General features: G+C 71.3%; 13 protein-coding genes and 1 pseudogene. 10 read left to right on the top strand and 4 right to left on the bottom strand.

Annotation, left to right across the window (positions count from 1 at the left end; translation table 11 throughout):
- Positions 1 to 106: 106 nt before the first annotated feature.
- From ACYC1Z_RS10590 to ACYC1Z_RS10600, 3 genes are all read right to left on the bottom strand, one after another.
- Positions 107 to 349 carry a heavy-metal-associated domain-containing protein gene (locus tag ACYC1Z_RS10590; RefSeq protein WP_461409489.1) on the bottom strand — a complete coding sequence of 81 codons (243 nt, stop codon included), beginning with the start codon at positions 347 to 349 and terminating at the stop codon, positions 107 to 109.
- A gap of 228 nt (positions 350 to 577) precedes the next feature.
- Positions 578 to 1,378: a Crp/Fnr family transcriptional regulator gene (locus ACYC1Z_RS10595; protein ID WP_461409490.1), complete on the bottom strand. Its 801-nt coding sequence runs from the start codon at positions 1,376 to 1,378 to the stop codon at positions 578 to 580.
- A 132-nt stretch (positions 1,379 to 1,510) separates the two neighbouring features.
- Entirely contained in the window at positions 1,511 to 1,888 is a 378-nt protein-coding gene (locus tag ACYC1Z_RS10600; protein ID WP_461409491.1) for an RNA-binding S4 domain-containing protein, read from the bottom strand.
- Between the two features lie 338 nt (positions 1,889 to 2,226).
- Between ACYC1Z_RS10600 and ACYC1Z_RS10605 the strand changes: the two genes are divergently transcribed.
- From ACYC1Z_RS10605 to ACYC1Z_RS10650, 10 genes and pseudogenes are all read left to right on the top strand, one after another.
- Entirely contained in the window at positions 2,227 to 2,910 is a 684-nt protein-coding gene (locus tag ACYC1Z_RS10605; protein ID WP_461409492.1) for a vitamin K epoxide reductase family protein, read from the top strand.
- Between the two features lie 260 nt (positions 2,911 to 3,170).
- Positions 3,171 to 4,691, top strand: a complete 1,521-nt coding sequence (locus tag ACYC1Z_RS10610) for an ABC transporter substrate-binding protein (RefSeq protein WP_461409493.1) — start codon at positions 3,171 to 3,173, stop codon at positions 4,689 to 4,691.
- 111 nt (positions 4,692 to 4,802) lie between these two features.
- Positions 4,803 to 5,768, top strand: coding sequence for an ABC transporter permease (locus ACYC1Z_RS10615; RefSeq protein ID WP_461409494.1), 966 nt, complete (start codon positions 4,803 to 4,805; stop codon positions 5,766 to 5,768).
- Positions 5,765 to 6,625 carry an ABC transporter permease gene (locus tag ACYC1Z_RS10620; protein WP_461409495.1) on the top strand — a complete coding sequence of 287 codons (861 nt, stop codon included), beginning with the start codon at positions 5,765 to 5,767 and terminating at the stop codon, positions 6,623 to 6,625. The genes ACYC1Z_RS10615 and ACYC1Z_RS10620 overlap by 4 nt, the downstream gene beginning before the upstream one ends.
- A 26-nt stretch (positions 6,626 to 6,651) precedes the next feature.
- Positions 6,652 to 7,491: an ATP-binding cassette domain-containing protein gene (locus tag ACYC1Z_RS10625; protein WP_461409501.1), complete on the top strand. Its 840-nt coding sequence runs from the start codon at positions 6,652 to 6,654 to the stop codon at positions 7,489 to 7,491.
- Entirely contained in the window at positions 7,488 to 8,264 is a 777-nt protein-coding gene (locus ACYC1Z_RS10630; protein ID WP_461409496.1) for an ABC transporter ATP-binding protein, read from the top strand. Before ACYC1Z_RS10625 ends, ACYC1Z_RS10630 begins: the two co-directional genes overlap by 4 nt.
- Before the next feature lie 142 nt (positions 8,265 to 8,406).
- Positions 8,407 to 10,908: pseudogene (locus ACYC1Z_RS10635) on the top strand (nitric-oxide reductase large subunit).
- Positions 10,905 to 11,756, top strand: a complete 852-nt coding sequence (locus ACYC1Z_RS10640) for a hypothetical protein (protein ID WP_461409497.1) — start codon at positions 10,905 to 10,907, stop codon at positions 11,754 to 11,756. Before ACYC1Z_RS10635 ends, ACYC1Z_RS10640 begins: the two are co-directional and overlap by 4 nt.
- Positions 11,753 to 12,604 (top strand): slipin family protein, encoded by an 852-nt coding sequence (locus ACYC1Z_RS10645; protein ID WP_461409498.1) that lies wholly within the window; start codon positions 11,753 to 11,755, stop codon positions 12,602 to 12,604. Before ACYC1Z_RS10640 ends, ACYC1Z_RS10645 begins: the two co-directional genes overlap by 4 nt.
- Complete coding sequence (locus ACYC1Z_RS10650) at positions 12,597 to 12,950, top strand: hypothetical protein (protein ID WP_461409499.1); 354 nt, start codon at positions 12,597 to 12,599, stop codon at positions 12,948 to 12,950. The genes ACYC1Z_RS10645 and ACYC1Z_RS10650 overlap by 8 nt, the downstream gene beginning before the upstream one ends.
- Before the next feature lie 116 nt (positions 12,951 to 13,066).
- Here ACYC1Z_RS10650 and ACYC1Z_RS10655 read toward each other — a convergent pair.
- A partial coding sequence (locus ACYC1Z_RS10655) for a CueP family metal-binding protein (protein WP_461409500.1) occupies positions 13,067 to 13,461 on the bottom strand: 395 nt, incomplete at its 5' end.

Here is a 13,461-nt window from a genome sequence, read left to right on the forward strand (position 1 = left end):
CAGGTCGGGTTCCTCCCGCGCGGGGCTCGTCGACGGTCCCGGTCCGGCACACGTGAGCGCCGCCGTCGGAGCCGGGGCTCACGACGACGGCGCTCACGCTCGCCGGTCAGAAGGCGGCGGGTCTGGCGACGTAGCCGGCCTTGGCGACGGTGGTGACGAGGTCCTCCACACTGACCTCGGCGGGGTCGTGGTCGACCTCGATGCGGGCTGAGGCGAACCGGACCTTGACGGTGCTGACGCCCTCGAGCCGACCGACCTGCTTCTCGATCTTGGTGACGCAGGAGGGGCAGGAGAAACCCTCGGCGCGCAGGACGGTGTGGGTGGTGGAGGGGGAGGTGGTGGTGCTCATGGTCGTGTCCTTCCAGGTCGTGGTGCCACCTTGCGGTGCTGACCACGACATTACGAAGGGCTGCGCGGGCGAACCATGACGCGCGTCAATCAACCGCGGAACAGCCACGTCCGGTGGGGCACGAGGTGGTCCGGGCCCCGGGGTGGGGAGGTTCCACCACCCCCCGTGCGCGCGGCGCGCGAGGGGCGGTTCAGCATTCGCCCGTGCGCACGGCGCGCCAGGGGCGGTTCAGGCTTCGGCGACGGTGGCGGTGGCGGCCAGCCGGTCCGCGTCGAGCACGGCGGTCCAGCGTCGGCCGGAGTCGATGATGCCCTCCTTGCGCAGCCTGCTCATGACCCGGGAGACGGACTCCGGCGTCGACCCGGTCAGGCCGGCGAGGTCACTGCGGCTGAGCGGGAGCTGGATGAGGGTGCCGCCACCGGTGCGGTCCTGGCCGAACTTCTCCGTCAGGCGAAGCAACGTCGTCGCCACCCGCTGGGCGACCGTGGCCGTGGACTGCTGGGTGACGTTGTCGCGCGCCTGGGCCAGCAGCGCCGCGGTGCTGTCCAGGGCCCGCAGCGCCACCTGTGGATGCTCGCCGAGCACGTCGCGGAAGGCGGCCGTGTCGATCCGCAACGCGCACATCGTCGTCATCGCGCGGACCGTCTCCGGATAGCTGGCCTGCCCGAGCATACGCAGCCCGCCGAAGAGATCGCCCGGCGCGAGCAGGTCCACGACGACCTCCTGGCCGCCGGCGGTGGGCTGCACGGCCTTCGCCCGGCCCGCGGCCATCACGAAGAGGTGGTCGGCCGGTGCGCCGGCGAGGTAGAGCGGGTCCTCCTCCCCCCAGGAGAGGGAGACCATCCGGCGATCGATGCTGCGCAGCTCGTCCGGGGAGAGCCCGGCGAACAGCGGCACCCGCGAGAGCACCTTCATCCGTACCGGTTCGGGGCACGCGTGCGGCCGGGCGCAGGTCGCGCGCAGCGGGATCCAGCGACGTTCCGGCGGGGGCGTCGCCGCCGGGTTCGTCGGTGCCGATGTCGTGCTCACGTGGACCGCCTCCTCCGGTGACCATAACCCGCGCCGCTCCGGTCCTGCGCTCGAGTGTGTCGTTCGGGACCCTATGGGTGCTCGCTTGAGGTCCCAACCGTCGCACTCGAGGGCCAGGGCGCCATGCCGGGATCAGTACCCGCGCAGCCGCTCGATCTCACGTCGCTCACGTTTGGTCGGTCGGCCGGCGCCGCGCGCCCGCTGCGGTACCGCAGGGCGCAGCTCGACGGGCGGCGGGGGCGGGCTGTGATCGATCATCGCCGTCGCGGCGACCGGTGCACCCACCCGTTTGACGAGGATGCGCGTCACCTCGACGATCCGTTCGCGCTCGCCGCCGCGCACCACGACGCGGTCCCCCACCTTCACCGAGGTCGCCGGTTTCGCCCGGTCGTCGTTGACGCGCACGTGCCCGGCCCGGCAGGCGGCAGTTGCCTGGGACCGGCTCTTGAAGAGGCGCACGGCCCAGAGCCAGCTGTCCACCCGGGCCGACGCCGGTGCCTGCTCTGCCACCGTCCGACCTTACGTCGAACCTGGCGCGCCTTACGTCGAACCTGGCGCGGCACCCCTCGTGCCCGACGTCGGGGGCTCGGCACGCCTCGTGCCCGACGTCGAACCTGGCTCGGCACGTCCCGCGGCCGACGTCGAACCTGGCTCGGCACGTCCCGCGGCCGACGTCGAACCTGGCTCGGCACGTCCCGCGGCCGACGTCGAACCTGGCTCGGCACGTCCCTGCCCCGGGCCGTGCGCCCGTTCGGCGATGCATCTCCCGGGCACCCGAACACGCCCGAGACAAGGGTGGCGCGGCTCACCTCCCGACGCGGCACGCCCGGAGCGGGCATCATCTCCCTGTGACCGCGAGCCCCGACGTCCCCCGATCCGTGCGCACCACGAGTGGTGCCCCCGATCCGACGGACACACTCCCCGACGTTGAGCACGCCACCCTCCGACGCCCCGAGTGGCGGACCAACCTCGCCATGCTGATCTCCTCCGTCATCAGCCTCGTCGCGTCGTTCGTGCTCTCCGTGGACGCCCTCCGGCTGGCGGCCGACCCGAACGTCGCCCTTTCGTGCGACATCAACGCCGCGATCTCGTGCGGCACCGTCGCCCAGGCCTGGCAGGCGAGCCTGCTCGGTTTCCCCAACGCGTTCCTCGGCATCATGACCGAGCCGGTGGTCATCACGATCGCCGTCGCCGGCCTTGCCGGCGTCCGGTTCCCCCGGTGGTTCATGCTCGGCGCCCAGGGCGTCTACCTCCTCGGCCTGGTCTTCGCGTACTGGCTCTTCGCCCAGTCCTTCTTCGTCATCGGCGCCCTGTGCCCCTGGTGCCTCCTCGTCACCGCGTCGACGACGACGGTCTTCACCTCGATCACGCGCCTGAACATCGGCCAGAACAACTTCGGCCTCAGCCCTCGGCTCCACGCCCGCGTGACCTCGTGGCTGCGGGTCGGCGTCGACTACGCCGTGGTCGCCGCGTGGTTCGTCCTCCTCGGTGCCGCGGTCCTGCTGAAGTACCAGGACACGTTCTTCCGCTGACCGGATCTCGTCGGCCGAGGCGCCTCGCCGGTCGATGCTGTGCTCGCGAGCATGCCCGCGCAGCGCCGCCTCGCGAACGTGCTCGCGCGCAGCGCCGACCCGTGGCGGGCTCGCGCGTCCCACCTGCCGGAATACCTGTCCACCAGTGGTGTTGAACGAGTCGGGTCCAGGCTAGTTTCAGACCACGACACGACCCCGACCAGACCCAGGGCCGGCGCGCACCGAGCCCGGACGACTCCCGCACCGAAAGAAGCACACCGATGAGCAGATCCCGCGTCATCACCGCCCTGACCACCCTCGCGGCAGCGACCCTCCTGCTCGCCGGGTGCGCCGCGGGTGGAGACACCGCGGGCGACCCCACTGCCGCCGCCGCCACCACCGACGCCGTCGTGCAGATCGGCTCCCTGTACGAGCCGCAGAACCTCAGCAACGTCGACGGCGGTGGCCAGGGCGTGACCGAGGCGCTGAACGGAAACGTCTACGAGGGCCTGTTCAGGCTCGCTGACGACGGCGCCGTCGAACCGTTGCTCGCCGAGGACTACACCCTCAGCGAGGATCGGCTCACCTACACGGTGACCCTCACGGAGGGCGTGACCTTCCACTCCGGCAAGACACTGACGTCGCAGGACGTGAAGTCCAGCGTCGAGCGCGTCGTCGCCGAGGACTCCCAGTCCGCCCGCCGCTCCGCGTTCGAGACCATCGTGCAGATCGACACCCCGGACGCCCGGACCGTGGTGTTCACGCTCTCCGCGCCGTCGATCTCCTTCCCGTACAACCTCTCCTACATCTGGGTCGTCAACGCCGACGCGACCGACCTCAAGACCACCGAGGACGGCACCGGTCCGTACACCGTCGGCGACTGGAAGCGCGGCAGCTCCTTGAGCCTGACGCGCTGGGACGGCTACTGGGGTGAACCGGCCGCCAACGCCGAGGTCGTCTTCAACTACTTCACCGATGCGAGCTCGCTGTCGAACGCGCTGCTGACGGGCGGCGTCGACGTCGTCACCTCCATCCAGAGCCCCGACAGCCTGGCGCAGCTCGAGGGCAACCCCGACTTCACCATCAGCGAGGGCACGTCGACGACGAAGGAGCTGCTGGCCTTCAACGACCGCGTCGCCCCCTTCGACGACGTCAAGGTCCGCAAAGCGGTCTACTCCGCCATCGACCGGGAGAAGCTCCTCGGCTCCATCTGGGGCGAGTACGGCACGCTCATCGGCTCGATGGTCCCGCCCACCGACCCCTGGTACGAGGACCTCATCGACGTCAACCCCTACGACCCGGCGCTGGCGGCGTCGCTCCTCGCCGAGGCCGGCTACCCCGAGGGCTTCACGTTCACGCTGGAGACACCCACCTACGACCCCCACCCCGCGGTGGCCGAGTTCCTGCAGAGCGAGCTCGCCAAGGTCGGCATCACCATGGAGATCAACTCCATCTCCGCCGACGAGTGGTACACGAAGGTCTTCCAGGAGCGGAACTTCCAGGCCACCCTCCAGGAGCACGTCAACGACCGCGACGTCGTCTGGTACGGCAACCCGGACTTCTACTGGGGCTACGACAACCCGCAGGTGACCGCGTGGGTCCAGGAGGCCGAGGAGGTCGCCACCGCGGCGGAGCAGACCGCGAAGCTCCTCGAGGTGAACCGGCAGATCGCCGCCGACGCCGCCAGCGCCTGGCTCTACCTGTACCCGCAGATCGTCGTCGCCGCGAGCGACGTCAGTGGCTACCCGGTCAACGGCCTCAACTCACAGTTCTTCGCCTACGACATCACCGTCGGCGCCTGATCCCGGGCGTCCCGCCCGGTAACGCCTGACGCGACGCCGGCAGACCACAGCGGGATGCCGCCGTCCGACCCTCGCACCAGTCCCACCCGTCCTACCCAGGAGCACGACGCCATGGCCCGGTACGTCCTGCGCCGGGCCGTGCTGCTGGTCCTCTCGCTCGTCCTGGCGATGGCGGTCATCTTCGTGCTCCTGCGCCTGCTGCCCGGCGACCCCGCCAACGCATTGCTGTCCGTCAACGCCACGCCAGAGCAGATCGCCGCGGCGCGGGAACAGGTCGGGGCCGACGAGCCGCTGCTCACCCAGCTGGCCACGTGGCTGACGCAGATCGCCTCCCTCGACCTGGGCACCTCCTTCATCAGCGGGGTCGAGGTGCTCCCGGAGATCCGGACCCGCCTCGTCGTCACGCTCCCCCTCACCCTGATCGCCTTCACCGTCTCCGTGATCCTCGCCGGCGTCGTCGGCTTCCTCGCCGCCCACCGGGCGGACCGCTGGTACGGGGTGCTGCTCTCGGCCTTCGCCCAGCTCGGCATCGCCGTGCCCGTCTTCTGGGTGGGCATGATCCTCGTCTGGGTCTTCGCCCTCGATCTCGGCCTGTCCCCCTCCGGCGGCTTCCCCCGCGACGACTGGGCCGATCCAGGCGCCGCCCTGGCTCACCTCGCCCTGCCGGTCGCGACGATCACGATCGTCATGACGGCGTCGCTGGCGCGCTACGTCCGCTCCGCCACGCTCGACGTGCTCGGCAGCGACTACCTGCGCACCGCCCGCTCGCTCGGGCTCGGGCTGCCGCAGGCGTTCTGGCGCCACGGCGTGCGCAACGGCGTCGTCCCGGTGATCTCGATCCTCGGCATCGAGCTCGCGTCCACGATGCTCGGCGCGGTGGTGGTGGAGAGCGTGTTCGCCCTGCCCGGGCTCGGGTCGATGCTCACGCGGGCCATCGCCCAGCACGACTACCCCAGCATCCAGGGCGTGCTCCTGGTGACGACGGTCCTGGTGCTGCTCATCGGGTTCCTCGCCGATGTCCTCCAGCGTGTCGTCGACCCGCGGTTGCGGTCCATCGTCGGCGGGAGCACGGCATGAGTGCCATGCCCCGCCCCGGCGTGCCGACCCGGCCGCGGAGCCGCCGAGCCCGGTCGCTCACGTTCGCGGCCGGGTCGGTGCTGCTCGTCCTGGTCACCGGGGTCGCCCTGCTCTCCCTCGTCTGGTCGCCCTACGCCCTCGCCGACACCACGGGCGGCCGTCTGGAGGGGCCGAGCGGCACCCACTGGCTCGGCACCGACCAGCTCGGCCGCGACCTGTTCAGCCAGCTCATGGTGGGCACGCGCATCGCGTTCGTCGTCGGCCTCGGCGCCTCCGCCGTCGCCGTGGTGCTCGGGGTGAGCCTCGGCCTCGCGGCCGCGTTCGTGCCCGCGTGGCTCGACGACACCGTCTCCTCGGCGATGGACATCCTCATCGCGTTCCCCACCCTGTTGCTCGCCATGCTGATCGTCGCGGTGCAGGGCGCGAGCCTGGGCACCGCGGTGCTGGCGATCGGCATCGGATCCTCCGCGATCGCCGCCCGGTTCACCCGCATCCTGGCCAAGGGGGTGCTCGCCCAGCAGTACGTGGTGGCCGCCCGCACCTCCGGCGCCCGGCTCTTCGGCGTCATCGGCCGGCACGTGCTGCCGAACGTGTGGCCGTCCCTGGTGGTGAACATCGCGGTCCTGTTCGGCGCCGCGGTCCTCGCCGAGGCTAGCCTGTCGTACCTCGGCCTGGGGGTCCCGCCGCCCAACGCCTCCCTCGGCCGCCTCCTGCAGGAGGCTCAGGGCACCGTCCTGACCGCGCCGTGGGGCGCCATCGCCCCCGGTCTCATGGTCGTCGCCGTCGTGCTCGGCGCGAACTTCCTGGCCGACGGTCTGCGCGACCGGTTCGACCCCACCCGCCGGAGCCGGCGATGACCTCCCCCGGAGCGCCCGGCACGACGATGCCCGTGCTCGACGTCGCCGGCCTGAGCGTGCGCGGCGGAGACCGGCGCCTGGTCGACGACGTCTCCTTCACGGTCGCACCGGGCGAACGCGTCGGCATCATCGGTGAGTCCGGCTCCGGCAAGTCGCTCACGGCGCTCGCCGTCGCCGGTCTCCTGCCCCCGGGGCTCAGCGCCCACGGGTCGGTCCGCCTCGACGGCACGCAGGTCGTCGGCGCCCCCGAGAAGGTCCTCAACCGCACGCGCGGCTCCGCCGTCGCCCTCGTCTTCCAGGAGCCGCGGACAGCACTGGACCCGCTGATGCGGGTGGGCCGGCAGATCGCCGAGCCGCTGCGGCGCCACCGCGGCCTGCGCGGCGCGGCGCTGCGGACGGCGGTGCTCGACCTCATGGGCGAACTCGCCCTGCCGGAGCCGGAGCGCCTCGCCCGATCCTTCCCGCACGAGATCTCCGGCGGGCAGCGCCAGCGCGCCGCCATCGCCATGGCGCTCGCGTGCGAGCCGGCCCTCCTCGTCGCGGACGAGCCCACCACGGCCTTGGACGTCACGGTCCAGGACGAGATCCTCCGGCTCCTGCTCGACGTCGTCGACCGCCACGGCATGTCGCTCGTCTTCATCAGCCACGACATCGCGGTGGTCGCCCAGGTGGCCCACCAGGTGCTCGTCATGCACGCCGGGCGGATCGTGGAGCGCGGCCACGTCGAGACGCTCGTCGGCGCACCCCGCCACCCGTACACGCGCCGCCTCGTCGACGGCGCCCGCGCCCTGGATGCCGCGCTCGCCGGCGCACCCCTGCCCGGCCCGCGCGACGAGCCCGAGCCCGACGGGTGGGAGGAACGATGAGCGCACTGCTCGCCCTGGAGGGGGTCGACTTCCGCTATCGCGGGGCCACGACGGACGCGCTGCGCGGGGTCTCCCTGTCCATCGGTGGCGCGAGCGTCGGGATCGTCGGCGAGTCCGGTTCGGGCAAGTCCACCGCACTCTCGCTCCTCCTGGGCCTGGCCACCCCGACCGCCGGGCGGGTGGTGTTCGACGGCGCCCGGCTCGACCCGCGCGACCGCGCCCGGATGCGGGAGTTCCGCCGCCGGGTGCAGGTGGTCTTCCAGGACCCGTACTCCTCGCTCGACCCGCGCCAACGGGTGGACCGGATCGTGGCCGAGCCGCTCGTCTCCCTCGGCCGCAGGGGCGCGGAGCCGGTGCCCGACGTCGTGGTGCGGGCCCTCGCCGACGTCGACCTCGATGCCGATGCGGCCCGCCGCTACCCGCACGAGTTCTCCGGTGGTCAGCGCCAGCGCATCGCGATCGCCCGCGCGCTGGTCACCTCCCCCGCGGTCCTGCTCGCCGACGAGCCGGTCAGCGCGCTCGACGTCAACACCCGCATCGGCGTCATCCGGCTGCTCGACCGGCTCAAGCGGGAGAAGGGCCTGACCGTCGTGATGGTCTCGCACGACATGAGCGTGGTCGCCGCGCTGTGTGAGGACACCGTGGTGCTCAAGGGCGGCAGCGTGGTCGAGGCCGGCACGACGGCGCGGGTCATCACCCGGCCGGAGCATCCGTACACGCAGCGTCTCATCGCCGCCATCCCGCGGATCTCCGCCAAGATCCAGGGCCGATAGGTCTCCGGATACCGCCAGGGTCAGTTCGTCCGCATGTCTCCCGGGTTGCTCCGGTTTCGTCCGATGGCCATCTCCGCTAGGTTCGCCGTGCGTACATCAGAAGACTCGCCCGCCCGTCCCGACGCCGCGGAGCCGTCACCTCATGGACGACGCCGCAGGCGGCACCGCGCAGCCGGACGCGACGGGGGCTGCTGAAGGGGGCTCTCATGGTTCAGGTCGTGCCGGACGCCGGAAGGAAACGCTCACAGTTCCCGGTCTCGAAGGCTGGGTCCAGGGCGTCGCCCTCATCATGATCTTCGGGTTCTTCATCATGGGCCTGCTCGCCCTGCGGACGTACACCGACTCCATGCCACAGCCCGAGGAGGCGGTGGCACCCTCGGGCGAGGTCGTCTTCGACAGTGCGGACATCACCTCGGGGTAGCAGATCTTCCTCCGGCGCGGACTCCAGCAGTAAGGCTCGATCATGGGTCACGGCGGGTACCTGGGCCCGGACTACACCGCCGACTACCTGCGCCGATCCGCCACGATCGTGCTCGACGACCTCACGGCCGCCGGTGTGCAGGACCCGCAGGGCGAGCTCGTGAAGATGATGCGGACCAACCGTTACGACGCGGGCACCGGAAGGCTCGAGCTCACCGACCTGCAGGTGCAGGCCTTTGGGGAGATCACGCAGCACTACGCCGACTTCTTCGGTTCCGACTCCACCCAGTACGGCCTGATCCCGAACGCGATCACCGACCCGCAGGACATCCACCAGCTCACGGCGTTCTTCGCGTGGACCGCCTGGGCGGCCGCAGCGGAGCGGCCCGGGCACGACTACTCCTACACCAACAACTGGCCGGCCGAACCGCTCGTCGACAACGGCCCGACGGCGGACATCCTCGTGTGGAGCGGGCTCTCGCTCGTCGCGCTGCTGGCCGGCATCGGTGTCCTCTTCGCGATCTACGGCCGCTGGAGCCGCAACATCGGCTGGCACTCCACCGAGGCGCGCTCCCTGATCTTCACGCAGCTGGGCGAGGTGGCGGTCACCCCGGGGCAGCGCGCCACCGCCTGGTTCTTCTTCGTCGTGGCGCTCCTCTTCCTGGCCCAGTCACTGCTCGGGGGCGCGGTGGAGCACTACCGGGCGGAGATCTCGAACTTCTTCGGCTTCGACCTCGCCCAGATCCTGCCCTACAACCTCGCGCGGACGTGGCACGTCCAGCTCTCCCTGCTGTGGACGGCGGCCTCCTTCCTCGCCGCCGGCATCTTCATCGCGCCCTACGTCTCCGGGCGGGAACCGAAACGACAGCACTGGCTCGTGTACGGGCTGCTCGGTGCCCTCGCCCTCGTCATCGCCGGCTCGTTCGTCGGCGAGGCGCTGAGCGTCTTCGGCGTCGAGTTCGCCAAGGGCTCACCGCTGTGGGACCAGCAGTGGGAGTACCTGGACCTGCCGCGGGTCTGGCAGGGGCTCCTCATCGTCGGGCTGTTCCTGTGGATCGCGATCATCTACCGGGCGATCCGTACCCGGCTGAAGACCGAGCACCGGGGGAACCTGCCCTGGCTGTTCTTCTACGCCGGGCTCGCCATCCCGGCCTTCTACGCCGTCGGACTGCTCGCCGGCACCGAGACCCACCTGACCGTGGCGGAGTTCTGGCGCTTCTGGGTGGTGCACCTGTGGGTGGAGGACTTCCTCGAACTGTTCACCACGGTGATGGTCGCGTACATCTTCGTGATGCTCGGCGTCGTACGGAGCAAGATCGCGATGCAGATCATCTTCCTGGACGTCATCCTCTACTCCGCGGGCGGTGTGCTCGGCACGATGCACCACCTGTACTTCTCCGGCACCCCGGTGGAGCACATGGCCCTGGGGGCGTTCTTCTCCGCGCTGGAGGTCATCCCGCTGACCTTCCTGACCATCGAGGCGTGGTCCTTCCTCCAGCTCGGCTCACGCCAGGAGTCCCGCAGCTCGGCCCCGTTCCCCCACCGGTGGTCGGTGATGTTCCTCGTGGCGGTGGGGTTCTGGAACTTCCTGGGCGCCGGCGTGTTCGGCTTCCTCATCAACCTGCCGGTCATCTCCTACTACCAGATCGGCACCGCGCTCACCGCCAACCATGCCCACGGCGCCATGATGGGCGTGTACGGGATGATGGGGGTGGGGCTGGCCCTGTTCGCGCTGCGATATCTCATCCCGCCCCAGAAGTGGCCCGAGCGCGCGGCGAAGATCTCGTTCTGGTCGCTCAACATCGGCCTGGCGTGGATGGTGTTCGCCACGCTCCTGCCCCTGGGCGTCATCCAGCTCTGGTACTCCGTCAACGACGGCTACTTCGAGGCCCGCGAGCTGAACTTCATCACCGCACCCGGCAACGCCCTGCTCGAATGGCTGCGCATGCCCGGGGACCTGATCTTCATCATCGGCGGTGTCCTGCCGTTCCTGTGGATCACCTGGGTCGGGGTGCGGCACCGGATCCGCGCCACCACCCTCGAGGTGCCCGTCGAGCGCCTGTTCGTGGAGGAGCAACCCGCCGCGGTCGCCGCGCGCGGCGGTCCCGACGGCACGGCCCGCCCCGCGCGCGGGGCGGGCCGGGGGGACCGACCCTCGAACGGCCCGCGGTACGGCTCGGACCGCCGCGGCCCCGACGACGACCAGGGTGGTGACGGTTCGTGACGGGCGCCGTCGACATCGCCGTCTGGCTCGCAGCCGGGTACGCGATCTTCCTGCTCCTGACCGCGCACGGCCTGGACCTGCTGGCGCGCCGGACCGCGAAGAACACCGCCCGCTGGCACACGGGGGCGTTCGTCTACCACCAGGACCACGACGCCTGGCTCTGCCCGGAGGACCAGTGGCTCTGGCCGCAGTCCTTCGACCCGGGCAACCGGATCATGCGTTACCGGGCCAGCCCGACCGTGTGCAACAGCTGCCCGGTGAAGGAGACATGCACGACGTCGGACCACGGGCGCGAGGTCACGCGCACCGTCGACCCGTGGCCGGCGTCGGAGGCCGAGCGGTTCCACCGCGGCATCGCGTGCGCGGTCGCCGTGCTCGGCGCGGTGTGGCCGCTCGGTACGATGTTCGGCGGTCGCACCACCGACGAGCTGCTGGTGCTCGGGGGTGCGCTGATCGTGGTCGCCGTCGGTTCGTGGCCCCTGTGGTCGCACCTGCGCCGGAGCCCGGCCGCGTTCCCCGACCACGTCAAGGTGGAGGTGCCCGACGAGGCGGCCGCCGCCCGCGCCGTCGCCTCCGCCCGGGAGGCCCGGCGCCGCTCCGGGTACACGAGCGACCGGTTGCGTCAGCAGGAGCGGGCGCGCCGCCGTGCGGTCTACGCCAGCGACCGAGACGCCGTCGGCGGCCCAGGTGCCGTCACGGACGGGCCGGGGGCGGTCAGCGGGGCTGCGGGTGCCGCTGCGCCTGCCACCGCGGCGGAGCGGGACCGGTTCGCCACCCGCTGGGGTGCGTTCGACCGGCTCGGTGACGGCGAGACCCCACCCGGCGGCTGGAGCAGGAGGCAGGCATGAACGGGACACAGATCGTCGTCGTCGTCGCTGCGCTGGTGGTGCTCGTCCTGGCCTCCTCCGTGCGCATCATCAAGGAGTACGAGCGGGGCGTGGCGTTCCGGCTCGGGCGGCTGCGTGAGCCTTTGGGACCGGGCGTGCGGATGATCTTCCCCGGGCTCGACAAGCTGGTGCGGGTGGACCTGCGGGTGGTGACGCTGACCATCCCCCCGCAGGAGGTCATCACCAAGGACAACGTGCCGGCCCGAGTCAACGCCGTCGTCCTCTTCCAGGTCACCGACCCGGTGCAGTCCGTGATGGCGGTGGAGAACCACGCCGTCGCCACGTCGCAGATCGCCCAGACGACGCTGCGCTCCGTGGTCGGCCGGGCGGACCTGGACACGCTCCTCGCGCACCGGGCCGACCTGAACGAGGACCTGGCGCACAGCATCGACGCGCAGACGACGCCGTGGGGCGTGCAGGTCAACGTCGTGGAGATCAAGGACGTCGAGATCCCCGAGGCCATGCAGCGCGCAATGGCGCGCGAGGCGGAGGCGGAGCGGGAACGCCGTGCGAAGATCATCAACGCCCATGGCGAGCTGCAGGCCTCGGAGGAGCTGCGGCAGGCGGCCGAGACGCTCAGCCGCAACCCCGCGTCGCTGCAGCTGCGCTACCTGCAGACCCTGCTGGAGCTCGGCGCGGACCAGAACTCCACCGTCGTCTTCCCCCTGCCGATCGACATCATCGGCCCGTTCGTCGAGAAGCTCCCCCAGCTCCTGGACAAGCTGGGGGCGGCGACCAACGGTCGCACCAACCATCAGGCGGCGGCACCGACCACCGCGGCGAGCGAGGAAGTGAGCGAGCATGACTGACACCTCGGCGGGCCCGGTCCGGAGCCCCGACCGTCCACCTGGCCCGGGCTCGGGCGAGGCCGCCCCGCCCGACCGCCCCATCCAGCCCGAGGACATCCCGGGCATCCGGTGGATCATCGGCGGAGTGGTCGTCGCCGTCCTCGCACCCCTCTTCGGGCTGCTCGTCGGCACCATGATCGGCACCGGCGGCGCGCAGGACGCCCCCCTGCCCGCCGTGTACGTCTGGCTCGTGGGCGGCATCGCCGTCGGGGCCGTCGGGGCACTCGTCGCGATCATCGGGGGGTTGCGACTGGTACGACGGCGCCAAGACCGCGCGGGGCGAAGCGCACGGCAGGAGCCGCACTAGCGGGCGCGGTACGTGAGGCGTGCGAGCTCGATCTGGTGCGCCCGACGGTGGGACGAACACCGTCGGGCGCCACGCACGAAGCAGCCGACCGGCGGCGGCTCACCCGGTCCGACGGCTCAGGTGAGCCGCAGCGTGGTCACGCAGGTCGCGCCGTCCGCGTCGGTCGAGAACTCCACGACACCCGTGCGCCCGCCCTGGGTGACCTCGATCGTGCCCGTGACATCACGGGGCAGCCACATCCCGACGAACCCGTTGGCGAAGGTCGTGCGTTCCTCGTCCACGAGCACCTCGCCGGCGTCGTCCACCACCCGCACCGTGACGTCCTCACCGCCGAGCTCGCCCCGGCACGTGGTCAGGCTGTGGAAGAAGCACTCATGCGTCTGGTTGACGTACGGGGCGATCGAGACGTAGAAGCGGTCCGCCGGCAGCGGCAGCGAGTGCTCGGCCACGCCGTCGGAGAGCAGCAGGACCTCGGGGCGCACCGAGGCCATGAGGTCGGCGGGGCGGTCCG

Source organism: Georgenia sp. (assembly GCF_054605595.1).